We start from the raw sequence: 22,611 nt of genomic DNA, 5'->3' as shown, positions 1-22,611 counted from the left end.
TGGATCTGATGATCGTGTTTTCGGCTTAACGCTCGTCGCCGTTATCGCCGTCGACGTCATCGTGATTCGGCTTGCGATGCGTCTCGTCTTGCGCACGGGATTCGGTCGTCGAACGGCTTTCGCCCTCGATCGCGTTCGGCGCGTCGGTTTGATGCGCCTTCGGCTGACCGGCGGGACTGCCGTCGATCGTGAAGTCCTCCTGCATAATGCGCAGATTGGCGGGCGCCGCCGAGCCGGTGCGATCCTGGCCGAAGTAGAGCGTGGTATGCGGGAACGGAATCTCGATACCGGCCTTGTCGAAGTAGAGCTTGACCAGCCGATTGAACGCTCGCCCGACGCCCCACTGATCGCCCGGGGTGGTCTTGATCACCACGCGAATGTTGACCGAGCTGTCGGCGAGGGCGACGACCCCGGCTACCGTCATCGGCGCCAGCAGTTTGTGCCCATGCTCTTCGCTAGCCTGGAGATCATCGAAAGCGGCCTGCAACTGTTCGATGGCGTAATCGATGTTCTCGCGATAGGCGATGCCGTATTCGCCCACGTGGTTGCCGAACTCACGCATGAAGTTGGAAACGGTATCAACCGACGAGAAGGGCACGATGTGGTAGGTGCCAGCGAGATCGCGGATGGCCACCGAGCGAATGCTGACGCGTTCGGCCGTGCCGGTGATGCCGCCGGCCGTGACGACATCGCCGGTATTCATCGCATTTTCCAGCTGGATGAATACCCCCGTGATGACATCCTGCACCAGCTTCTGCGCACCGAAACCGATGGCCAGGCCCAGTACGCCGGCGCCGGCGATCAGCGGCCCGATATTGATGCCGATCTGGGACAGAATGATCATCACCGTCATGATGATCAGAGTGATCGCCAGCGCGTTGCGGAACAGGCTCATCAGCGTCTGCGCGCGTGCGGTGGGCGCGCCGCCGCCGGTATCCGGATTGAGGAAATTCTCGATCAGGCTGGCCAGGCCCACCCATACGATCGCGGCCACTATCAGAATCAGCAGAACCTGGACCACCGTCGCGATGGTGTGTGAACCGGCATCGCTGACGTACCAGGCAGCAAGATCAAATACGCCCCAGGCATCCAGGGTGTACATCACCACGGCGATAAGGATGATCGCGCGGATGATCTTGAGCAGCGTCGGGATGTAGGAGTTGAGCCGCGACTCCAGCATCGGCAGACGCTGACGAAGCTCGTCGGAAAGGTTGATGCGACGCCCGATCAGCTGAGTCAGGATGCCGGAAACGAGCATGCCGATGCCGATGTAGATAATGGTCTTGAGCGTTGCCAGCAGCACGAATGGCAGTGCCGTCTCGGGATGCAGCAACGTGACGGCAAACACCATGACGGCGTAGAGCAGGGCAATGACATGCCAGATGCGCGCCAGCAGACGAAGCGCCACGCGAGACGCCGACATCTGCGCCGCCTCGGCCTTGGTCATGATCATGTCACGCACGCCGGCGCGATTTTTCAGGATGACGATGACCGACCAGACCAGAGCAATGAGCATGATCAGCACACCAACGGCCTTGCCGAAGGCCGGCGACAGCGTGGTATTGAGGATCGGAACCACCACCAGCATGCCGTAGCCGACGAAGCCCGCCAGCGTCGCCAGGAATCGGTTGCAGTAGCGTGCCTGAGCGGCCTCGATCGATACCAGACGTAGCCCTTCGTGACGCGAGGAGAAGAGTACGCGCAGTGCGCATTTGAAGAGCTCGATCAGCAGGAACGCGTTGAGGAACAACGACAGGCGAGTATCGAGATTGCCGCTTTCGCCGACCAGGAACGTCGCGACCAGATTGCCGGCCACGTAGGCCAGCACGACGACGATGATGTCGACGATGGCCGCCACCAGCACTGACAGGATCACTCGCAGCAAATGACTACGTCCTTCGCCCTGCAGCGCCCAGTGGCTGAATTTGGAGAATAGCGGGCTGGCGATCCGGCGCAGGATCAAGAACGCCGCGACCGTGGCGATGATCACCAGCGCGAGGTCGATCGCGGCGCTGACGAAGTCGCTCATGCTGAACGAAGGCCCACTGCTGGCCGCGGCATCGCCGCTACCGAAGAAGCCACCGACCATGGCGACGATGCTGGTGAACTGTCCACCGATATCGCCCGCGATGTGACTGGTGGCCTGCGCCATCCGACGAGGAAACGAGACCGGTGTTTCGGCGCTTCCTTCGCTGTCGCCAGTGGCGGTCGATTCCGTGGCGGGGCTACCCTCGGCGTTGGCTGCGCCCGACTCCTGATCACGGCTTTCAGCGTCGCTACTGCCTTGAGTCTCGCCAGCCGACTCCTGTTGCGAGGCCAGCTGTCTCAGCTGGTCGATCAGGGCCTGACGCGATTCGGAATTTTCCAGCAGGTCCGCCATGGTGGAATAGGCGGGGCCATCCTTGGCACTTTGCCCTTCGGAGCCGCTGTCCTGAGCGAACACCGGGGCAGCAAATACCAGTAATAACAGCAGTAGCCAGCGACAGAGCCAGCGATCGGGGCGAAGGACTATCAAGCTCCAACCTCCTTGTTTTATGAGCGGATCGATTTGACGGCATGTTGCCAGCCTAACCATCGTTAGGGTAACACTTTCTGGCAGGGGAGAAATTCCGAACCCGAGACGAATGGCGATCCTGTCAGACTAGCCGGCCTGGTCGGGATTTCCACATACGAGACCGTCGCGCTGCTCGCCCGGAAACGGGACTATCGGTTGGAAAATCAAGGCTGGATGAAGAGCTCCGGCGCCCATCGAAAGGTGACGGTCACGATGGCCATCTGATGACCGCAAGCGATACCGGGACCGTGCCGATGAATCCGCGGCGGATGACGTTGCTCGCCCCACGACGCTGATAAAGTTCATGCTCGACGGGCGATGTCTAGCCATCTGGCGGCTGGGATATAGTGGCTGATAATCGAGAGGGCGATTGATCGAGGTCGGCGCGATGCGATCCGGTTCGGTCGGCTGACAGCGGCCTCGCCGCCGTCAACGTTCTCTCCCTGTCTACCGCCGCCAACCAATCAGGGGCTGCCATGAGTTCATCTTCTTTTGCCGAGCGCATCGAGCAGGCCCCCGAACTGGTCGTCGAGGCCGAAGATCGACTGGCACAGCAGGATTTTGCCGGTGCCATCGCCTTGCTGGAGCCGGCCTTTCAGGCGGGTGTCGACAGTCCTGAACTCGTCGCGGCATTGATTAAGGCCTACGAAGGCGCCGGTGATAGCGCCAAGCGGGAAATGACGATGGCCGTCGCGTTGGAGAAAACTGCCGAGTCGCCGCTCAAGCTTCGGATCGCGTATGCCGAAGCGGCGATGACGAGAAAGGACTGGCCGGCGGCCATCGAAAGGTGGCAGTCGATCATTGATCGTGACGAACCATTCCCTCCGCAGATCTACCTGCGCCAGGCGCGTGCCCTGCTGGCGGCCGAACAGTTCGCTGAGGCGCTTCGTGTGGTGAATCTGGCGCTCGAGAAGCAGCCCGGGAACACGACCCTCGCCGATCTCAAGAACGTCATTGCCAGCCACAAAGCGAAGAAGTTTCAACTGGCGGCGCACAAACTGGCTGCGCCGATCGCGATACGCTGGGAGGTCGACGAGGGCCAGAAACAGATTACGAACCTCGAGTCATTCCGCCACTATCGAATCCGCGGTTGGGTCGACGCTCGCCAGGATCAGCGGCCGGAACTGATCGCCTCGACTCATGCAGGGACCGACACCCTCGGGCTTACCGCAGTCGAACCGAGCGCGCCCTATCAGGAAGCGGGCTGGATGTTCGAGCACACTTTCGATCTCTCTCGCGGTCTGACGCTCGGCGTCAGGCTCGAGGGCGGCAAGGCCTATGAATGCCTGCGCTTTTCTCTGGCCCCGGTCATGGAAGTCATCGAGGGCCGTGAAGGGTGGCTTTTTCTGGCCAACGACACCAACGCGAGTATCGATCAGTTCACCGGCAAGCGGCTACTGACGGACGACGAGACTCATCAGTGGCACCGTTTCAGTGCAGAGCTCGCGCCACTGCAACAACAACGCTCTCTGTTGTTCCTGATCGCCAATTCCAAGGAAAAGGTCCGGCCGGAATATTATCCGTTCGAGAAGGCCGATATCACGACCACCGAGCAGGTGTCGGCCATTCTGCAACAGGCAGAAGTCGATTACGCCAACCCCGTCGCGGCGATGCAGGCCGTATCGGACAGTTACTATCAAACGGATACCCATTGGAGCGGGCGTGGCGCCTATCTCGCGTTCGTGGCCTGCATGCGATACTTCGGCCTCGATGACGATTTCGACTCGCTCTACGATTTCGAGCAGCGCGAGCTGGTCGGCGATCTCGGGTCCAAGATCGATCCTCCCGCCAAGTCGCTATCGACCGCCGCCGTCTTTCAGGAGAAAAGCGGGGTCGCCTGCCGTTTTTCCAACCACCTGCCTGGCACCGGCAACATCACGATCTTCGAGAACTCCCGGCCGCGGTATACCCGCACGCTGCTGATCTTCGGCGGCTCTTCCTCGAATGCCGGCGGGTTCGCGCTGCTGTTCGCGCACATATTCCAACGAGTCGTCGTGATCAATCTGCCGGGCAGTTATGTGCAGGAGATCGTCGATCACGAGGCCGCAGATTACGTGATTCTGCAGACCAACGAGCGTTACCTGGCAACGCCGGGCCGGATTCTCCAGACTCTGGATGATGCCAATCTCGACGGTGCCCTGCGGGGCATATCGGCGTCCGAGAGAATCAAGCTGCTGGAGCGGATGAATCGTTACGCGCCCTGCGAGCCTTATCACAGCTTCATGACGGCACTGCTGGCGCCGAGTGAAGCTGTATCGACCTGATGATATCGCTGCGCGCATAGCCGTTAGTGGAGGAAGAGATGATGCTGAAAGTCACGCTGGATCTACGTTGCAACGTCTGCGGTGGCGGGCGATTCCTGCTGCCGACACTGAGCGAGGCCTCCGAGGACATTCGCTGCGCCGATTGTTCCGCCTTCAAGTGCAAGGGCAACGACCTGGAGCGGGTCATGTCCGCCCAGCATCGAAAATCTGCCATGGCTGCGGTGGCCTGAGACAGCGATTAGAGGCCATCGCGCGAAGGTCATGCTTGGCTTGAGTCGCTCGCGGTACAGACACAAAAAAAGCACCCGATCGGGTGCTTTTTCATATTTGGTGGAGGCGGGGGGAATTGAACCCCCGTCCGCCGGCACTCGCCCATCAGCTCTACATGCTTAGTTCCGTCTTTTGATTTAACGCAGTGCACTCCGGCGGGCAGGATTGCACCTTGCGATCTCTCTAAGGTTTAACGAATGTCAGGAGAGCGCTGACATCCGCGGTCCCATCAGCTTTAGCTCGTATCCTCGCGGCGATGAATGGGCACATCGCTTTGAGGCCAGACTAACAACTAGCAGTTTTTACGCTGCCAGTGCGCCTTGAGCATAGTTTTCGTCGTTTGCGACTATTCATTTGCAACGTTGGATTTACGAGATACGTTACGCTCTCGGCATGCACCTCAGGGATTGTCACCGGCGTCGAAGCCATGTCGCCCCCGTATTACGCGATCATTCTAACAGATGGCGGCGAGTCCACGCCATATCAAGTGCCGTTTCAAGCTTCTAGCGCTTGGAAACCCGTCGGAGATCACGCATGGTCTCTGACGATACGGGCTTTCTCGCGATTCCAGTCGCGTTCCTTCTCGGTGGCGCGCTTGTCGTGCAGTTGCTTGCCGCGCACCAGGGCCAGTTCGCACTTGACCAGATTCTGCTTCCAGTAGAGCTTGAGAGGCACACAGGTGTGCCCTTTCTCCTGCGTTCGGGAGAAGATCCTGGCGATCTCCTTGCGATGCATCAGCAGTTTCCGCGTCCGGGTCGGGTCCGCCACCACATGCGTGCTCGTCGTGTTGAGCGGCATGATGTGGCTTCCCAGCAGCCACGCCTCGCCATTCTTGACCAGAATGTAGGTGTCGGTCAGCTGGGCCTTGCCCGCGCGCAGGCTCTTGACCTCCCAACCCGCCAACGCCAGACCGGCCTCGAAAGTCTCGTCGATGTGGTATTCGAAGCGAGCCTTCTTGTTCTGGGCGATCGTGTTGCTGCTTGGCGCATTTGCTTTTTTCTTACCCATGACACCTCTTTACAGCGATATTCGGTTGCCCGCGGGCGACGCGCTCAGGCAGTTACTGTTTTCTTCTGCGCGCGAGGGATGCCCGACGAAGGTTCGTGTGGAGTCAACTCATGTGAAGTCTAGTTGTGAGGGCAGTCGTGATACCATTCAAGCCATCGAAAACGGTGCCCCATGATACGCATGTCGGGGCGATAAATCAGTGGAGACCCCTATGCCAAGCGTGAATCGGTCTGCATTCGTTCGGCATACCCCGGAACAGATGTTTGAACTGGTCAATGATTTCGAGCGCTACCCCGAGTTTCTGCCCGGCTGTCGGCGCGCCAGCGTCCTCGAGCGTGGTGACAGCTTCCTGATTGGGCGCATGACGCTAGCCAAAGGCGGCGTCGAGCAGAGCGTCACCACACGCAACGATCTCAAGCGACCCGAGCGAATCGATCTCTCGCTCGTCGATGGCCCGTTCAAGCGGCTCGACGGTCGCTGGCACTTTCGTGCGATGGGGGAGGATGCCTGCAAGATCGAACTCGAGATGAACTTCGAATTCAGCAATCGGCTACTGGGCATGGCGTTTGGCAGGCTGTTCCAGCAGGTGGCGGGCCAACTGGTCGATGCGTTCACGCGTCGGGCCGATCAGGTCTACGGGCGTTAGAGGGGACATCTATATGCCCGATCTTGTGGCCGATGTCGAAATTGCGTTCGCGACGCCGGCGCATCAGGTCATCGTTCGCGTCTCGCTCGAACCCGGGATGAATGCTCGCCAGGCCGTCATGCTGGCGGATCTGCCAGGGCGGTATCCGGCATGGGCGAATCTCGACTTCGCTCAGGCGCCATTAGGCGTTTTCGGTGAACGCCTGCGCGAGCCGGAGATGTATCTGCCCGCAGAGGGAGAGCGCATCGAGGTCTACCGGCCGCTGGAGATAGATCCCAAGCAGGCCCGACGTGAACGGGCGGCCAACGCCTCATCGCGTTGACCGCCCGGATCATGACGGTGTCCCCGCCATGAATGCCCATTCACGACACCAGGCGCCATCCGGCCAGATTAGATGGCACTAGGCCCGATCCGAGGCGTCGGCGCGCTCTCGCCGGCACCTTCTACCGCGGGTCCGGGACCGCTGTCCTGGTTCAGCTCGACGTCAGAGTCCATGTCGCCGGATTTGGCGATATCGGTCAGCTGGTCGTTCTGGAAGGTCAGCGTCATGCGTTTCTCGACCGTATCGCCGTAAGCTTCGTCGAGATAGAAGACGTAGTCCCACTGGTCGGACGAGAACGGCGCTTCCATCAGCGGGGTCCCCATGATGTAGGCGACCTGTTCGCGGCTCATGCCGGGATGAAGCTGAGAGACCATGTCCTGGGTGATGAGATTGCCTTGGGGGATATCCCTTTTATAGACGCCGAAGTAGCTGCAGCCGGTGATGAGGGAGGCTGCGAGGAGGAGTACGGTGGTTCTGATCAGATTTTGCATTTGGGCCCGTCTTTCACTATCGTTGCGTGGATTGATCATACCCGACACAAGACGCTACTGCGAAGAGCGACCATGGCCGACGAAAACCAAGAATTGCGTAAAGCAGGCCTGAAGGTCACGCTACCGCGCGTCAAGATTCTGCAGATCCTCGAAGCGACTCGGATGGAAGAAGAGCTCCACATGAGTGCCGAGGACGTCTACAAGGCGCTGCTGGAGTCGGGAGAAGATGTCGGGTTGGCGACCGTCTACCGCGTTTTGACCCAGTTCGAGGCCGCTGGTTTAGTCGTTCGACACAATTTCGACGGTGGTCATGCGGTCTTCGAGATGTCCCAGGAAGAGCACCATGATCACATGGTGGATCTGGAGTCCGGCGAGATCGTCGAGTTCTACGATGAAGAGATCGAGCGTCGCCAGCGCGAAATCGTCGAAGAGCACGGATACGAACTGGTCGAGCACGCCCTGGTGCTTTACGTGCGGCCTCGCGGCTCCAAGGCCACCCGTCAGGATGGCGTCAAGAAGTAATCGCTTTCGTCAGAATCACGAAAACGCCGACCTCAGGGTCGGCGTTTTGCGTTTGGGATGTCGTGAGGTTTCGAGAGCGGCCCAATAATTCGAGAATGACCCCGGAACACCGCCGGGTTGTATGACCGAGCGTCGAAACCGAGTTGCGAAAGCAGTGGCTAGTGAGCCGAGCTCTGGCTGGCCGCGAGCATCTCGCGGGCGTGAGCCAGGGTCTGGTTGGAGAGTTTGACACCGCCCAGCATTCGAGCCAGCTCCCGCACTCGTCCGGCGTCGTCCAGTTGTGACATCTGGGTATGGGTGGCGTCCTCGCTGGAGCGCTTTTCGATATGCAGATGTTGATGCGCTTGGGCGGCGACCTGCGGCAGGTGAGTGACGGTCATGACCTGGGCGTCGCTCCCCAGCCGGCGCAGCAGTTGACCGACGATTTCAGCGGTGGCGCCGGAAATGCCCACATCGACCTCATCGAAGACCAACGTTGCCAGCGTGCTGTGGCTTGCGGCCACCACCTGGATCGCCAGGCTGACGCGTGACAGTTCGCCGCCGGAGGCCACTTTGGTCAGCGGCTTCGGCGGCTGGCCCGGGTTGGCGCTGATCTGCAGGCTGACCCGGTCCATGCCGTGAGGCTGCGGCGTTTCCAGCGGCGTGACGTCGACCGCGAAACGCGCCTTGTCCATGCCCAGAAAGGCCAGCTGTTCCTGAACCTGCTGAGCGAAGACGGTGGCCGTGCGTTGACGCGTGTCGCTGATGCGCTTGGCAGCGTCGCGGTATTGCTGGCGCAGTTCGTCCAGGCGCGCGCGCATCGACTCCAGGTCGTCATCGCCGCTGTCGAGCATGGCCAGTTCGTCGGTCAGTTGACGGTGGAGACCGGCCAGTTCTTCCGGCATGACGTGATGCTTACGTGCGACGCGGTGGATCTCGCTGAGTCGTTCATCGACCCAGGCGAGGCGCTGCGGGTCGAGCTCGGTGGACTCCACGTAGTGATGAAGCTCCCGGGCGGCTTCCTCGAGCTGAATCTGCGCCTCGTTCAGCATGCCCAGCGCTTCTGCCAGGCTGCCGCGGTCGCTACCGGGTACGCGACCAAGCCGGGTGGTCGCCTGCAATAACAGCGTCAGCGCACCGTTCTCGTCGTGATCGCAGCTGTCGGCGGCGAACTGCGCTTCCTGCAGGCTTTCCTCGACATGGGCCAGCGTCTCCTGTTCCTGTTCGAGGCTTTCCAGCTCGTCCGGCTGCAGATCGAGCTGATCCAGCTCCTCCACCTGATAGCGCAGCAGCTGACGCTTGGCCTGGCGCTCTTCATCGTTTTCGCTGCGCTCGCGGTACTGTCGGCGCAGCGTGTGCCACTGGCGATGCAGATCGCCCAGCTCGGCCACCGCCTGATGATGGCCGGCGGCATCATCGAGTAGACGGCGGTGGGTTTCCTCGTTGAGCAGAGCCTGGTGGGCGTGCTGGCTATGCACATCGATCAGGCACTCGCCGAGCTCGCGCAGGTCCGCAATGGTGCAGGGCTGGCCGTTAATCCACGCCTTGGAGCGCCCGCTGGCGGTAACGACGCGACGAAGCAGGCAGTCGTCCGTGGGGAGCTCGCGGGCGCTCAGCCAGCTCTTGGCCTCTTCCCGCTCGGCGATGTCGAAACGTGCGCTCAGGTCGGCGCGTTCGGCGCCGTGGCGCACGCCGCCGGCGTCGGCGCGCTCGCCCAGACAGAGCCCCAGGGCACCCAGCAGGATCGACTTGCCGGCACCGGTCTCGCCGGTGATGGCCGTCATGCCGGCGTGAAACTCCAGATCCAGCGTGTCGACGATAGCGAAGTCACGAATGGCGAGTTGGATCAGCATGCTGCCTCCCGGTGTCGATGGCGGCCAGTCGAAATCTGGTGAACGAGCGAGGTCTGTTGACTGACGGTCGAGTGTTGTCGATCTGTTCGTTTATACAGTAGTCAAAATTCGCCTTCAATGAATGTCTTGACGGTCGAGAGGTATCGGCGCTTGAGATCTGAATCGATAGCCCCATATAGGCAGACAGCTCCGACGCTTGTCGAAATCACGTTTTTCGAATAACTGTCACAACACCTTGCCAGGAGAGATTCATGGCTAGAGATCCGCAGAACCCCGTAGACGAAGAACTCGAGCGCGCCGAGCGCGACGCTGAACCCCAGCATCAGTCCACCAACGACGCATTGGATGGCGATCTGGAGCAGTTCGCGGAATCGATAGAACACGAGGCGGGCGACACGGAAGGCGAGGCCAATCCCGAAGCCGAGGTTCTGGCTGCCCGGGTCGAGGAGCTCGAGCAGGAGCTGGCGGAGGCCAAGGACCAGTCGATGCGGGCCGCCGCCGATGCGCAGAACGCACGCCGCCGCGCCGAACAGGACGCCGACAAGGCCAAGAAGTTTGCCCTCGAAAAGTTCGTCAAGGAGTTGCTGCCGGTCGTCGACAGCTTGGAAAAGGGCTTGGAGAGCATGCAGGAAGTCGACAGCACGCACCGCGAAGGCGTGTCGATGACCCTCAAGATGCAGCTCGATGTGCTGAGCAAGTTCGGTGTCGAGCAGCTCGACCCGCAGGGTGAGCCTTTCGACCCGCAGTTTCATGAAGCGATGACCATGGTGCCCAACCCCGAGTTGGAGCCCAACACCGTGATGGACGTGATGCAGAAGGGCTACACCCTCAACGGCCGTCTGGTGCGCCCGGCCATGGTGGTGGTCAGCAAGGCGGCGAGCTAGTCGTCGTGGGGGCCGAGCTCTCCCGGCGATGCGTTTGAATCGTCGACGGGACTTGAAAGGCGCCGACCAGCCCCCACATAGCAGTCAAACGCGCAGCAAGCGCCGTCATCAAAACGAATTGAGTCGTCAACGAATAGTTAGAGGTGAGGAATTATGGGACGCATCATTGGCATTGACCTGGGTACGACCAACTCCTGTGTTGCCGTACTGGATGGTGACAAGACCCGAGTGATCGAAAACGCCGAAGGCGGCCGCACGACGCCTTCCATCATCGCTTACACCGACGACGGCGAAACGCTTGTCGGTCAGGCGGCCAAGCGTCAGGCGGTCACCAACCCGCACAACACGCTTTACGCCATCAAGCGTCTGGTCGGTCGCAAGTTCAAGGACGACGTCGTTCAGAAAGACATCAAGATGGTGCCTTACGAGATCGTCGAAGCCGACAACGGCGACGCCTGGGTCAAGGTCAACGACAACAAGCTGGCACCGCCCCAGGTCAGCGCCGAAGTGCTGAAGAAGATGAAGAAGACCGCCGAAGACTATCTCGGCGAAGAAGTCACCGAAGCGGTCATCACCGTGCCGGCCTACTTCAACGATTCTCAGCGTCAGGCCACCAAGGACGCGGGCCGCATCGCCGGTCTCGAGGTCAAGCGTATCATCAACGAGCCGACCGCAGCCGCACTGGCCTACGGCATGGATCGTTCCACTGGTGATCGCACCATCGCGGTCTACGACCTGGGTGGCGGTACGTTCGATATCTCGATCATCGAAGTCGCCGATGTCGACGGTGAAAAGCAGTTCGAAGTGCTCGCCACCAACGGCGATACGTTCCTGGGCGGCGAAGATTTCGATCTCAAGCTGATCGACTATCTCGTTCAGCAGTTCAAGAGCGATTCCGGCATCGATCTGTCCGGCGACAGCCTGGCCATGCAGCGTCTGAAGGAAGCGGCCGAGAAAGCCAAGATCGAGCTCTCTTCCGCGCAGCAGACCGAAGTCAACCTGCCGTACATCACGGCGGACAACACCGGTCCCAAGCACCTGGCGATCAAGGTCACTCGTGCCAAGCTCGAATCGCTGGTCGAAGACCTGGTGGCTCGCTCGCTCGGTCCGTGCAAGACCGCGATGCAGGACGCCGGTCTCTCCAACAGCGAGATCCAGGACGTCATCCTGGTCGGCGGCCAGACGCGCATGCCGATGGTTCAGAGCAAGGTTGCCGAGTTCTTCGGCAAGGAAGCGCGCAAGGACGTCAACCCGGACGAAGCCGTGGCCATGGGTGCCGCTATCCAGGGTGGCGTGCTTGGCGGTGACGTCAAGGACGTGCTGCTGCTCGACGTCACACCGCTGACGCTGGGTATCGAGACGCTGGGTGGCGTGATGACCCCGCTGATCGAGAAAAACACCACAATCCCGACCAAGAAGACCCAGACCTTCTCGACCGCCGACGACAACCAGACGGCCGTGACCATTCACGCGCTGCAGGGTGAGCGTAAGCAGGCAGGTCAGAACAAGTCGCTGGGTCGTTTCGATCTGGCCGACATTCCGCCGGCGCCGCGTGGCGTGCCGCAGATCGAAGTGGCTTTCGATCTGGATGCCAACGGTATCCTCCACATCACGGCCAAGGACAAGGCGACCGGCAAGGAACAGTCGATCGTGATCAAGTCCTCCAGCGGTCTCTCCGACGACGAGATCGATCAGATGGTCAAGGATGCCGAAGCCCACGAGGCCGAGGACAAGAAGTTCGAGGAACTGGTCCAGTTGCGTAACCAGGCCGACGGCATGATCCACGCGTCGCGAAAGACGCTCGAAGAAGCCGGTGACAAGGTCGATGCCGACGAGAAAGCCAAAATCGAGACCGCGATCAGCGAGCTCGAGGAAGCGCTCAAGGGTGACGACAAGGATGCCATCCAGGCCAAGCTGGATGCGCTGACCGAAGCTTCCGGCAACCTGGCGCAGAAGATGTATGCCGAGCAGGGCGAAGGCGCCGACGCAGAAGGCCAGCCGGCCGACGACGCCCAGACCAGCGGCAAGAAAGAGGATGACGTGGTTGACGCCGAGTTCGAAGAAGTCAACGACGATCAGAAAAAGCAATAAACACGACGTCTGACGCCGTGTGATCGGCAGGAGCGCGGGAGCCAACATGACTCCCGCGCTGCTGTTTGCACGGCGCCGACACGGAGGCGGACTCAGTAATGTCCCAACGTGACTATTACGAAGTATTGGGCGTCGATAGAGACGCCGACGGCAAGGACATCAAGAAAGCCTACCGTCGGCTGGCGCAGAAATACCATCCGGACCGCAATCCGGAAGATCAGCAGGCGGCGGAGAAGTTTCGCGAGGTCTCCGACGCCTACGAAGTGCTTTCCGATGACCAGAAACGTGCGGCCTACGATCAGTTCGGCCATGCCGGCGTCGATGGTCAGGGCGGCGGCTTCGGTGGCGGTGGTTTCGGCGGTGCCGGAGCGGGCGGCTTCAGCGATATCTTCGGCGACGTGTTCGGCGATATCTTCGGGGGCGGCGGCGGTCGGCGTAATCCGAACGCACCGCAGCGTGGCAGCGATCTGCGCTACAACCTCGAGCTCGATCTCGAGAATGCCGTATTCGGTACCACCGTCGATATCCGCGTGCCGCGTCACGTCGAGTGCGAGCACTGCGACGCCACCGGCGCCGAGCCGGGCTCGAGCAAGGAGACCTGCCCGACCTGTCACGGCCAGGGCCAGGTGCGGATGCAGCAGGGCTTCTTCGCCGTGCAGCAGACCTGCCCGACCTGTCACGGCAGCGGCCAGAGCATCAAGGTGCCGTGCCGCAAGTGTCATGGCGAAGGCCGCGTTCGCGAGACGCGCACGCTGTCGGTGAAGATCCCGGCGGGTGTCGATACCGGCGACCGCATTCGGCTCAATGCCGAGGGCGAATCCGGGCTCAACGGTGGCCCCGCGGGCGATCTTTACGTCCAGGTCGAGATCAAGGCGCATCCGATCTTCGAACGCGACGGCCGGCACCTGCACTGCGAAGTGCCGATCAACTTCGTCGATGCCGCGTTGGGTGGCGAGCTGGAAGTGCCGACGCTGGAAGGTCGGGTCAAGCTCAAGATCCCGCCCGAGACGCAGACCGGGAAACTGTTCCGGCTACGTGGCAAGGGCGTCAAGCCGGTCCGCGGCGGCCCGGCGGGCGACCTGCTCTGCAAGGTGGTGACCGAGACGCCGGTCAACCTCAATGAAGAGCAGAAGGACCTGCTGCGCAAGTTCCAGGACAGTCTGGGCAGTGCCAGCCGCCATTCGCCGCGAAAAGAGGGCTGGTTCGACGGTGTGAAGCGCTTCTTCGAGGACATGAAGCCGTAAGGTTTTATCGTCGCCGAGCGAAAGAGGCCTCATCCGAAAGATCGGATGAGGCCTTTTTTTGTAGGCGAGTGTCTATCAACGAAGATGTCTTGACGGGTCACGTCGATTAGTTGACGGCCCCGCATTCGGCTATCCTGCGTCGGAGGTCTCCTCCCAGTCCTTGACGGTCGACGACAGGGTCTTCAGCCGAGCGATCGCGAGGCGCGACACCGAACTCAGTTCGCTGCCATCCGTATCGGCGTACTCGATGATCTGGCGCTTCATGCTGCGCGCCCAGAATTTCTTGAGATGCGTGGCGACCAGTTCCGCCGCCTGGGCGTCGTCACCATGGTGCAGATTGTTGGCGCCGATCTGATTGACCATCTTGATCAGCGGGGCCGTGGGGCCGCCATGGCCCGGCCCGTCTCTTTCCGAATCACCTCTGTTCGAATCATCTCTGCTCGAATCGCTCATCTCATGCTCTCCCCGGCGCCGAAAGAGTGGCCGGCGGCACTCATTTGAGCGCCGCCTCGGCGGATTCCAGATAACGCTGCTGACGTTCGTCGAAGCGTTGGAAATGCTGCTGCCATGATGACGGTTGAGAGACCTTTTCCACCTGCACCGCGGTCACCTTGTATTCAGGACAGTTGGTGGCCCAGTCGGAGTTGTCGGTGGTGATCACGTTGGCTCCGCTGCCCGGATGATGGAACGTGGTGTAGACCACGCCCGGCGCCATGCGATCGCTGACGAGACAGCGCAGCACCGTGCGCCCAACCCGGCTGCTGATGCCCAGCCAGTCGCCGTCGCGCAGGCCGCGGAGCTCGGCATCCGAAGGGTGAATTTCCAGCACGTCCTCGGCGTGCCAGGCCACGTTGTCGGTGCGTCGGGTCTGGGCGCCGACGTTGTACTGGCTGAGAATGCGCCCGGTCGTCAGCAGCAGCGGATAGCGGCGGCTGGCGCGCTCCTCGGTGGCCACGTATTCGGTGATGGCGAAGTTGCCCTTGCCGATGGGGAAGTCGAGCGCGTGCATGGTCGGGGTGCCGTCGGGGAAGGCATCGTTGCATGGCCACTGGATGCTGCCTCGCGCTTCGAGCCGGGCATAGCTGACGCCGGTGAAGGTGGGTGTCAGTTGGGCGATTTCGTCCATGATTTCCGAGGGATGGGTGTAGTGCATCGCATAGCCCATCGCGTTGGCCAGGTCCTGGGTGACTTCCCAGTCCTCCTTGCCGGCGACCGGTGGCATCACCTTGCGGACGCGGTTGATGCGCCGCTCGGCATTGGTAAAGGTGCCGTTCTTCTCGAGGAAGGTGGAACCGGGGAGCAGCACGTGGGCGTACTTGGCGGTCTCGTTGAGGAAGATGTCCTGCACGATCAGGCAGTCCAGCGCGGTCAGGGCTGCTTCGACATGCTGGGTATTGGGATCGGACTGGGCGATATCTTCACCCTGGACGTAGAGCCCCTTGAAGGTGCCGGCGATGGCCGCGTCGAACATGTTGGGAATGCGCAGCCCCGGCTCGTCGTCGATCGTGGTGTGCCAGACGGCCTCGAACTTCTCGCGCACGGCGGGATCGGCGACGTGCTGGTAGCCCGGCAGCTCGTGGGGAAACGAGCCCATGTCACAGGAGCCCTGAACGTTGTTCTGTCCGCGCAGCGGATTGACCCCCACGCCTTCGCGGCCGATGTTGCCGGTTGCCATCGCCAGATTGGCGATGCCCATGACCATGGTCGAGCCCTGACTGTGTTCGGTGACCCCCAGGCCGTAGTAGATCGCGCCGTTGGCGGCGCTGGCATAGACGCGAGCGGCCTCGCGGACCTGCACGGCCGGCACGCCGGTGACCGACTCCAGAGCTTCCGGTGAGTGTTGCGCTTCCTGAATGAACTCGCGCCAGCGCTGGTAGGCGTCGCCGTCGCAGCGTTTCGCGATGAAGTCGGCGTCTTCCAGCCCCTCGCTCACCACCACGTGGGCCATCGAATTCACCAGCGCCACGTTGGTTCCGGGCTTGAGCGGCAGATGCAGGCTCCTGCCGCCGTGGGGCGTCTTGAGCAGGTCGATCCGGCGCGGGTCGGCGACGATCAGCGTGGCACCCTGGCGCAGGCGGCGCTTCATCTGGGAGGCGAACACCGGGTGGGCGTCGGTGGGGTTGGCGCCGATCACCAGAATCGTGTCGGCCTTCATCACCGAATCGAAGGTCTGGGTCCCGGCCGATTCGCCCAACGTGGTCTTGAGGCCGTACCCGGTAGGCGAGTGGCAGACCCGGGCGCAGGTGTCGGTATTGTTGTTGCCGAAAGCGGCGCGGATCAGCTTCTGGACCAGATAGGTCTCTTCGTTGGTACAGCGCGACGAGGTGATGCCGCCGATGCTCTCGCGGCCATAGGTCGACTGCGTCTCCCGGAGGCGTCGCGCGGCGAAGGCGATCGCCTCCTCCCATGAGACGGGGCGCCACGGTTGGTCGATGCTGTCGCGGATCATCGGCTCGCGGATGCGATCCTTGTGAGTGGCGTAGCCGAAGGCGAAGCGCCCCTTGACGCAGGAGTGGCCGTGATTCGCATCGCCACCCTTGTAGGGCACCATACGTATCAGCTTGTCGCCCTTCATCTGCGCCTCGAAGGAGCAGCCCACGCCGCAATAGGCGCAGGTGGTCACCACGCTATGCTCGGGCACGCCGTGGTCGATGACGCTCTTCTCCATCAACGTTGACGTCGGGCAGGCCTGCACGCAGGCGCCGCAGGAGACGCACTCCGAATCCATGAACGGCTCGTTCTGGCTGGCGGCGACCTTGGAATCGAAGCCGCGGCCTTCGATGGTCAGGGCGAAGGTGCCCTGGACCTCGTCGCAGGCCCGCACGCAGCGCGAGCAGACGATGCACTTGCTGGGATCGAAGCTGAAATAGGGGTTGGAGTCGTCGATCTCGGCATCCAGATGGTTGGCACCGTCGAAGCCGTAGCGCACCTCGCGCAGACCCACGGCACCGGCCATGTCCTGCAGTTCGCAGTCGCCGTTGGCGGGGCAGGTCAGGCAGTCCAGCGGGTGGTCGGAGATGTAGAGCTCCATGACATTGCGCCGCAGCCTGGCGAGCTTGCCGTTCTGGGTCGTCACCGCCATGCCTTCGGTAACCGGCGTGGTGCACGATGCCGGATAGCCGCGCCGGCCCTCGATCTCCACCGCACAGAGACGACACGAGCCGAAGGCCTCGAGGTTGTCGGACGCGCACAGCTTGGGGATGGTGATACCGGCGAGCGCCGCGGCACGCAGCACCGAGGTGCCTTCAGGCACGCTGATCTCGACGCCATCGATGGTCAGCGGAACCAGGGTTTCCGAGAGTCTTGCCGGCGTTCCCAGGTCACGGTCGAACTGTTTTGGATCGAAATGTTGCAGCATGCCTACCTCCCGCCTTCGGCCCGGGGCCGGATCAGATCATCGGGAAAGTGCTTCATTACGCTCTGGACGGGGAACGGTGTCATCCCGCCCATGGCGCAGAGCGAGCCGTCGACCATGGTGTCGCAGAGATCGGCAAGCAGGACGAGATTCTCCTCGGCCCGCTCGCCGGCGCGGATACGGTCGATCACCTCCACGCCACGCACGGCGCCGATTCGACACGGCGTGCACTTGCCGCAGGATTCGACGCTGCAGAACTCCATCGCAAAGCGCGCCTGATCGCCCATGTCGACGCTGTCGTCGAACATCACCACGCCACCATGGCCGACGACACCCCCGAACGCGGCGAAGCCTTCGTAATCGATGGGGCTGTCCCACTGGCTCTCGGGCAGATAGGCGCCGAGCGGGCCGCCGACCTGCACCGCCTTGAGCGGACGTCCACTCTGGGTGCCGCCGCCGAAGTTCTCCATCAGCTCGCGCAGGGTGACGCCGAAGGCCAGTTCGACCAGCCCGCCACGCGCCACGTTGCCGGCCAGCTGCAGCGCCAGCGTCCCGCGGGACTTGCCCATGCCGTAGTCGGCGTAGGCCTGGCCGCCGTGGTCGAGAATGTAGGGAATGGCGGCCAGCGAGAGCACGTTGTTGACTACCGTGGGGCGGCCGAACAGCCCCTCGATCGCCGGCAGCGGCGGCTTGGCGCGGACCAGGCCGCGCTTGCCTTCGAGGCTCTCCAGCAGCGAGGTCTCCTCGCCGCAGATATAGGCCCCGGCGCCGAGGCGGACTTCAAGGTGGAAGTCCTTGCCGCTGGCGAGCATGTCGTCGCCCAGATAGCCCGCCGTGCGTGCCCGCGAGATCGCTTCCCCGAAGATGGCGTGGGCGTTCGGATACTCCGAGCGCAGGTAGACGTAGCCTTGGGTGGCGCCCACCGCGAGGCCCGCTATCGCCATGCCTTCGATCAGCAGATAGGGGTCGCATTCCATGATCAGACGGTCGGCGAAGGTGCCGGAGTCGCCCTCGTCGGCGTTGCAGACGATGTACTTCTGCCCCTCGGGCTGGTCATGCACCGTCTGCCATTTGATCGCGGTGGGGAAGGCGGCCCCGCCGCGGCCGCGAAGCCCCGAGGACTTGACCTCGTCGACGATACCCTGCGCATCGCAGGCGAGTGCCTTCTTCAATCCTTCGAAGCCACGCAGCGTGGTGTAGTCCTCGAGCGACAGCGGGTCGGTCACGCCGATACGCGAGAACGTCAGGCGCTGCTGGTTACGGAGATAGGGGATCTCCTCGGTCAATCCCAGCGCCAGCGGATGATCCTGGCGTCCCTCGAACAGGCCGGCTTCGATCAGCGCCTCGACGTCTTCGGGCTCGACCGGCCCGTAAGCGACTCGGCCCTTGGTTGTCTCGACTTCTACCAGCGGCTCCAGCCAGGACAGGCCGCGGGAGCCGTTGCGCACGATCCTTAGATCCAGCGAGCGCTGACGTGCGGCGCGCTCGAGACGCGACGCGACGGCGTCTGCTCCCAGCGAGAGCGCGGTGGTGTCGCGAGGAACATAGACGGTGGTCGTCATCATCTCACCTCCACCACGGTGGCCGTGAGCTCTTCGGCCAGCCGATCGAACTTGGCCGCGGTCATGCGGCCGTGAATCTCGTCGTTGACCCGAATCGTCGGCCCGCAGGCGCAGTTGCCCAGGCAATAGACCGGCTCCAGCGTGATCTCGCCGTCGCTCGTGGTGTGGTGGTAATCCACGCCCAGTACCGCTTTGACGTGGCTTTCCAGCTGTCGACAGCCCCGCGCCTGACACGCCTCCGCCCGACACACCTGCACCACACTGCGACCTGGCAGCTGTGTCCGGAAGTGGTGGTAGAAACTGATGATGCCGTGGACGTCGGCGCGTGTATGGCGCAGCGACTCGGCAATGATCGGAATCGCCGCTTCGGGAATGTGTCCGAAGCGATCCTGGATGGCATGAAGCGTGGGCAGCATGGCGCCCGGCATCGATTTATGGGCGTCGATCACGTCCTGAATCTGTGCCGGCGTCCAGGCGCCGTCGGTCTGCGGGCTGGCGTGTGGCATGGCCTGGTCATCTCATCAAGCAGTTGGATTTCGTCCGGCGACTCCACCTCTCTCGCCAGCTCTCAGCCAATCGTCTTATAGGAATCGTTGTTCTTAACTGTTTTATGTTGAGTGCCGCTAAACGCCAACCTAGCACTCCCGCGGGGCGCGAGAAATATGAACGAATATGCTTAGAAAAAAGTTGAATATCACGCCAGCGTGGCTGTTTCGCAGCGATGACGGCGAACTGCTCGACCCGGTGCTGTTCCGGCTACTCGCCAATCTGCGCGAGACCGGCAAGCTGACGCGTGCAGCGGAAGCCGCCGGCATCTCCTATCGTCATGCCTGGAATCTCCTCAACCGGGGGGAGGCGTTCTTCGGCATGCCGCTGGCGGATATGCGCAAGGGGCATGGCACCCGGCCATCGCCTCTGGGCGAGAAACTGCTGTGGTCGGAGCAGCGGGTCAGGGCAAGGTTGGGGCCGCAGATCGACAGCATGGCCTCCGAGCTAAACCATCAGCTGCAGCAGTTGCTCGAGGGCGCGCATCCCGTCCTGCGATTGCATGCCAGCCATGGTTATGCGGTGGCACTACTGCCGGAATGTCCCGGCGAACTCGATCTGCGCTACTGCAATCCGCTGGAGGCATTGAACGCTTTGGGCCGCGGCGAGTGCGACCTGGCCAGCTTCCACGTCCCCTCATCTCCGCAGCTTGCCGAGCGAGTGATGCAGGTCTATCGGCCGCAGCTCGAGGGGCAGAGTCAGCGAGGACAGAAGCTCAAGGTGATTCGATTCGTCACTCGCCGACAGGGCTTGATCCTGCGTGGCGAGGACCGAGACAGAATTCAGGGGTTGGCGGATCTTGCCCGGACTGATGTCCGCTTCATCAATCGCGATGAGCACTCCGGGACTCGCGTGCTTTTCAACCTGTTGTTGGCGGAGCAGGGCATCGGCGAGGATCAGATTGCCGGCGCGGGACAGGAAGAGTTTACCCATACCGCCATAGCGGCCTACGTGGCAGCCGGCATGGCCGATGTCGGTTTTGGTCTGGAAGCGGCCGCAGCCCAGTTCGGGCTCGAGTTTCTGCCGCTCTCCACCGAGCACTATCTGCTGATCTGCCACGAGGATCGGCTCGAGCAGGACAACGTCCAGCAACTGCTCACCTTCATGAGCTCGCGCTCGTTCCTGGCCGAGATAGCGACGCTGAGCGGCTATGCGCCGGATCGCTGTGGCGAGGTGACGACGTTCGAGGCATTACTGGAGGAGGACCGGATGGCGGAGAACAGAAAGACCGTCGAACGTAACAGGCGCTAGCGCAGGGCGGAAACGACACGACCGGGCGCTCGAGGAGCGTCCGGTCGTGATGGATCCCGCTCGTGACGGGCGGTCTAGAACAGCGCCGCTGCCTTGGCCAGGGCGATGTAGAGCCCGATCAGGAACGGAATGCCCACGCCGAGCCAGGCGAGAACGCCGCCGACACCGAAGCGACCGCGTGCCGCGGTCTCGGCATTGGCGGCGACGCCGTCTTCCTTCTGCAGCGAACGCTCGTGAGCCAGCTCCTCATCGCTCATCTGCTGTTCCGGCTTGACCGGCTTGATCAACAAGTTGCAGATCAGGCCGAGGAACAGCAGCCCCGCCATGATGTAGAGCGTGCGATCGTAGACGAGGCTGGGTTCGACGCCGGCGTCGAGCTGCGTCTGGCGAATGGCCGCAATGACCAGCGGGCCGACCAGGCCGGCGGCGGTCCAGGCCGTGAGCAGGCGTCCGTGAATCGCGCCGACCATCTGGGTGCCGAAGATGTCGGCCAGATAAGCCGGGACCGTGGCGAAACCGCCGCCATACATGCTGAGAATGACGCAGATCGAGATCACGAACAGACCAGCCATACCCAGATGGCCCCACATCGGCAGCAGGCAATACATGATGATGCCGATCACGAAGAAGCAGAAATAAGTGTTCTTGCGCCCGATCTTATCCGATAGCGAGGCCCAGAACAGACGCCCGACGCTGTTGAACAGGCTGATCAGGCCGACCAGGCCGGCCGCTGCGGCGACCACTGCCGCCTGCTGCGCTTCGTTGAGAGCCGCGGCGCGATCCTCGAGGCCGACCAGGGCGCCGCCGAAGACGTCCTGCAGCATCGGGCTGGCCATCGAGATCACAGCGATCCCGGCGGTCACGTTGAGGAACAGCACGCCCCAGATCAGCCAGAACTGCTTGGTCTTCCACGCTGTCTTCAGGTGGACGTGACCCTGGGTGATCATGGTGTTGGTCTTGGCATTCTTCGGTGCCGTCCAGCCGGTGGGTTTCCAGCCGTTGGGCGGTACGCGAAAGCCAATCGCCCCGCAGGCCATGACGATGGCATAGATCACGCCCATAGTGATCAGTGTCATGGCGACACCGGTGCCGCCGTCCGCGGAGTAGTGATTCATCAGCAGCACGGCCAGCGGCGCGCCGACCATGGCACCACCGCCGTACCCCATGATGGCAAACCCGGTCGCCATGCCGCGGCGGTCCGGAAACCACTTGATCAGGGTCGAGACCGGTGTGATGTAGCCGAGACCCTGGCCGATGCCGCCCAGCACGCCGCAGCCCAGATAGACCAGCCACAGCTGATGGTTCATGACCCCCAGGCCACCGACGATCAGACCGCCACCCCAGCACAATGCCGCGATGCAGCCGGCCTTTCTCGGCCCTGCATGTTCGAGCCAGGCACCCCAGATCGCCGCCGAAACACCGAGCATGGCAATGAAGATACCGAACACATAGGTGACCTGGGGGACGCTCCAGTTACAGCTCGTCGTGGTCAATGCCTGGAACAGACCGAGATTGGTGCAACTGGCAGGGGCGTTGACGATCTCCTGGCTCATGGGGAGCCAGAACACCGAGAAGCCGTAGGCCATGCCGATACAGAGATGGATCGCCAGCGCCGCCGTGGGTACCAGCCAGCGATTGAAGTTAGGTCCCGCTACCGTTCTTTCGCGGGAGAAAAAACCCGCCGATGTGTCGCCGCCGGCATCCAGCGCGGCCTGATTGATCCCACTCATCCTGAACCCTCGTCTTGATTATCGTGTCGTTGGCGCTGC

At 62.2% G+C, this 22,611-nt stretch carries 18 protein-coding genes and 1 other RNA gene; 9 read left to right on the top strand and 10 right to left on the bottom strand.

All coding sequences use genetic code 11. The features are described from left to right. Positions 1-25: 25 nt before the first annotated feature. Positions 26-2,515 carry a mechanosensitive ion channel domain-containing protein gene (locus tag DOM58_RS12710; protein ID WP_245392259.1) on the bottom strand — a complete coding sequence of 830 codons (2,490 nt, stop codon included), beginning with the start codon at positions 2,513-2,515 and terminating at the stop codon, positions 26-28. 515 nt (positions 2,516-3,030) lie between these two features. Between DOM58_RS12710 and DOM58_RS12705 the strand changes: the two genes are divergently transcribed. Both DOM58_RS12705 and DOM58_RS12700 read left to right on the top strand, forming a co-directional pair. Continuing rightward, positions 3,031-4,818 (top strand): alginate O-acetyltransferase AlgX-related protein, encoded by a 1,788-nt coding sequence (locus DOM58_RS12705; protein WP_110693149.1) that lies wholly within the window; start codon positions 3,031-3,033, stop codon positions 4,816-4,818. A 41-nt stretch (positions 4,819-4,859) separates the two neighbouring features. Further along, positions 4,860-5,048 carry a hypothetical protein gene (locus tag DOM58_RS12700; protein WP_188113819.1) on the top strand — a complete coding sequence of 63 codons (189 nt, stop codon included), beginning with the start codon at positions 4,860-4,862 and terminating at the stop codon, positions 5,046-5,048. Between the two features lie 98 nt (positions 5,049-5,146). Here DOM58_RS12700 and ssrA read toward each other — a convergent pair. Together ssrA and smpB are read right to left on the bottom strand one after the other, a co-directional pair. Beyond that, positions 5,147-5,526, bottom strand: a transfer-messenger RNA (tmRNA) gene (gene ssrA, locus DOM58_RS12695). Between the two features lie 90 nt (positions 5,527-5,616). Continuing rightward, entirely contained in the window at positions 5,617-6,096 is a 480-nt protein-coding gene (gene smpB / locus DOM58_RS12690; protein ID WP_075560479.1) for an SsrA-binding protein SmpB, read from the bottom strand. 211 nt (positions 6,097-6,307) lie between these two features. Here smpB and DOM58_RS12685 point away from each other — a divergent pair, with 211 nt between their 5' ends. Together DOM58_RS12685 and DOM58_RS12680 are read left to right on the top strand one after the other, a co-directional pair. Beyond that, positions 6,308-6,742, top strand: coding sequence for a type II toxin-antitoxin system RatA family toxin (locus tag DOM58_RS12685; RefSeq protein ID WP_110693147.1), 435 nt, complete (start codon positions 6,308-6,310; stop codon positions 6,740-6,742). A gap of 13 nt (positions 6,743-6,755) precedes the next feature. Then, positions 6,756-7,064, top strand: a complete 309-nt coding sequence (locus tag DOM58_RS12680; protein ID WP_075560481.1) for an RnfH family protein — start codon at positions 6,756-6,758, stop codon at positions 7,062-7,064. A 68-nt stretch (positions 7,065-7,132) separates the two neighbouring features. Here DOM58_RS12680 and DOM58_RS12675 read toward each other — a convergent pair whose 3' ends face one another. After that, positions 7,133-7,555, bottom strand: a complete 423-nt coding sequence (locus DOM58_RS12675) for an outer membrane protein assembly factor BamE (protein WP_075560482.1) — start codon at positions 7,553-7,555, stop codon at positions 7,133-7,135. A gap of 72 nt (positions 7,556-7,627) precedes the next feature. On the opposite strand from DOM58_RS12675, the gene fur reads away from it, so the two are divergent. Then, positions 7,628-8,077: a ferric iron uptake transcriptional regulator gene (gene fur / locus DOM58_RS12670; RefSeq protein WP_075560483.1), complete on the top strand. Its 450-nt coding sequence runs from the start codon at positions 7,628-7,630 to the stop codon at positions 8,075-8,077. Positions 8,078-8,235: 158 nt separating this feature from the next. Here fur and recN read toward each other — a convergent pair whose 3' ends face one another. Further along, positions 8,236-9,909 (bottom strand): DNA repair protein RecN, encoded by a 1,674-nt coding sequence (gene recN, locus DOM58_RS12665; RefSeq protein ID WP_110693146.1) that lies wholly within the window; start codon positions 9,907-9,909, stop codon positions 8,236-8,238. Between the two features lie 251 nt (positions 9,910-10,160). On the opposite strand from recN, the gene grpE reads away from it, so the two are divergent. The 3 genes from grpE (at position 10,161) to dnaJ (ending at position 14,128) form a co-directional block, all read left to right on the top strand. Beyond that, entirely contained in the window at positions 10,161-10,793 is a 633-nt protein-coding gene (gene grpE / locus DOM58_RS12660; RefSeq protein WP_110693145.1) for a nucleotide exchange factor GrpE, read from the top strand. Between the two features lie 153 nt (positions 10,794-10,946). Next, positions 10,947-12,884, top strand: coding sequence for a molecular chaperone DnaK (gene dnaK, locus DOM58_RS12655; protein WP_110693144.1), 1,938 nt, complete (start codon positions 10,947-10,949; stop codon positions 12,882-12,884). A 98-nt stretch (positions 12,885-12,982) separates the two neighbouring features. Continuing rightward, entirely contained in the window at positions 12,983-14,128 is a 1,146-nt protein-coding gene (dnaJ, locus tag DOM58_RS12650; protein WP_075560487.1) for a molecular chaperone DnaJ, read from the top strand. 129 nt (positions 14,129-14,257) lie between these two features. Here dnaJ and DOM58_RS12645 read toward each other — a convergent pair whose 3' ends face one another. From DOM58_RS12645 to DOM58_RS12630, 4 genes are read right to left on the bottom strand one after another with little or no spacing between them, the layout of a single operon-like run. Continuing rightward, the gene (locus tag DOM58_RS12645) at positions 14,258-14,581 is read right to left on the bottom strand and encodes a formate dehydrogenase subunit delta (RefSeq protein WP_110693143.1); all 324 of its coding nucleotides are present in this window, start codon (positions 14,579-14,581) and stop codon (positions 14,258-14,260) included. 40 nt (positions 14,582-14,621) lie between these two features. Then, positions 14,622-17,486: a formate dehydrogenase subunit alpha gene (gene fdhF / locus DOM58_RS12640; protein ID WP_110693142.1), complete on the bottom strand. Its 2,865-nt coding sequence runs from the start codon at positions 17,484-17,486 to the stop codon at positions 14,622-14,624. Positions 17,487-17,488: 2 nt separating this feature from the next. Next, a complete protein-coding gene (locus tag DOM58_RS12635) occupies positions 17,489-19,045 on the bottom strand; it encodes a formate dehydrogenase beta subunit (RefSeq protein WP_110693188.1) in 1,557 nt (518 codons plus the stop codon). Next, complete coding sequence (locus tag DOM58_RS12630) at positions 19,045-19,551, bottom strand: formate dehydrogenase subunit gamma (protein ID WP_110693141.1); 507 nt, start codon at positions 19,549-19,551, stop codon at positions 19,045-19,047. Before DOM58_RS12630 ends, DOM58_RS12635 begins: the two co-directional genes overlap by 1 nt. 181 nt (positions 19,552-19,732) lie before the next feature. Here DOM58_RS12630 and DOM58_RS12625 point away from each other — a divergent pair, with 181 nt between their 5' ends. Beyond that, positions 19,733-20,842, top strand: a complete 1,110-nt coding sequence (locus DOM58_RS12625) for a substrate-binding domain-containing protein (protein WP_245392258.1) — start codon at positions 19,733-19,735, stop codon at positions 20,840-20,842. A 74-nt stretch (positions 20,843-20,916) separates the two neighbouring features. Here the strand turns inward: DOM58_RS12625 and DOM58_RS12620 are convergent, their stop codons facing one another. Continuing rightward, a complete protein-coding gene (locus tag DOM58_RS12620; protein ID WP_110693139.1) occupies positions 20,917-22,572 on the bottom strand; it encodes an L-lactate MFS transporter in 1,656 nt (551 codons plus the stop codon). Positions 22,573-22,611 lie beyond the last annotated feature (39 nt).

Source organism: Salinicola halophyticus (genome assembly GCF_003206695.1).
Taxonomy (GTDB): Bacteria; Pseudomonadota; Gammaproteobacteria; order Pseudomonadales; family Halomonadaceae; genus Salinicola; species Salinicola halophyticus.
The sequence above is the reverse complement of the archived record's forward strand: the minus strand, read 5'-3'. Positions and strand labels throughout refer to the sequence as shown.

Excerpts from the sequence above, each read along its gene's own strand:
- DOM58_RS12705 (WP_110693149.1), top strand. The coding sequence starts at position 3,031 with ATGAGTTCATCTTCTTTTGCCGAGCGCATCGAGCAGGCCCCCGAACTG.
- DOM58_RS12700 (WP_188113819.1), top strand. The coding sequence starts at position 4,860 with ATGCTGAAAGTCACGCTGGATCTACGTTGCAACGTCTGCGGTGGCGGG.
- smpB (WP_075560479.1), bottom strand. The coding sequence starts at position 6,096 with ATGGGTAAGAAAAAAGCAAATGCGCCAAGCAGCAACACGATCGCCCAG.
- DOM58_RS12685 (WP_110693147.1), top strand. The coding sequence starts at position 6,308 with ATGCCAAGCGTGAATCGGTCTGCATTCGTTCGGCATACCCCGGAACAG.
- DOM58_RS12680 (WP_075560481.1), top strand. The coding sequence starts at position 6,756 with ATGCCCGATCTTGTGGCCGATGTCGAAATTGCGTTCGCGACGCCGGCG.
- DOM58_RS12675 (WP_075560482.1), bottom strand. The coding sequence starts at position 7,555 with ATGCAAAATCTGATCAGAACCACCGTACTCCTCCTCGCAGCCTCCCTC.
- fur (WP_075560483.1), top strand. The coding sequence starts at position 7,628 with ATGGCCGACGAAAACCAAGAATTGCGTAAAGCAGGCCTGAAGGTCACG.
- recN (WP_110693146.1), bottom strand. The coding sequence starts at position 9,909 with ATGCTGATCCAACTCGCCATTCGTGACTTCGCTATCGTCGACACGCTG.
- grpE (WP_110693145.1), top strand. The coding sequence starts at position 10,161 with ATGGCTAGAGATCCGCAGAACCCCGTAGACGAAGAACTCGAGCGCGCC.
- dnaK (WP_110693144.1), top strand. The coding sequence starts at position 10,947 with ATGGGACGCATCATTGGCATTGACCTGGGTACGACCAACTCCTGTGTT.
- dnaJ (WP_075560487.1), top strand. The coding sequence starts at position 12,983 with ATGTCCCAACGTGACTATTACGAAGTATTGGGCGTCGATAGAGACGCC.
- DOM58_RS12645 (WP_110693143.1), bottom strand. The coding sequence starts at position 14,581 with ATGAGCGATTCGAGCAGAGATGATTCGAACAGAGGTGATTCGGAAAGA.
- fdhF (WP_110693142.1), bottom strand. The coding sequence starts at position 17,486 with ATGCTGCAACATTTCGATCCAAAACAGTTCGACCGTGACCTGGGAACG.
- DOM58_RS12635 (WP_110693188.1), bottom strand. The coding sequence starts at position 19,045 with ATGACGACCACCGTCTATGTTCCTCGCGACACCACCGCGCTCTCGCTG.
- DOM58_RS12630 (WP_110693141.1), bottom strand. The coding sequence starts at position 19,551 with ATGCCACACGCCAGCCCGCAGACCGACGGCGCCTGGACGCCGGCACAG.
- DOM58_RS12620 (WP_110693139.1), bottom strand. The coding sequence starts at position 22,572 with ATGAGTGGGATCAATCAGGCCGCGCTGGATGCCGGCGGCGACACATCG.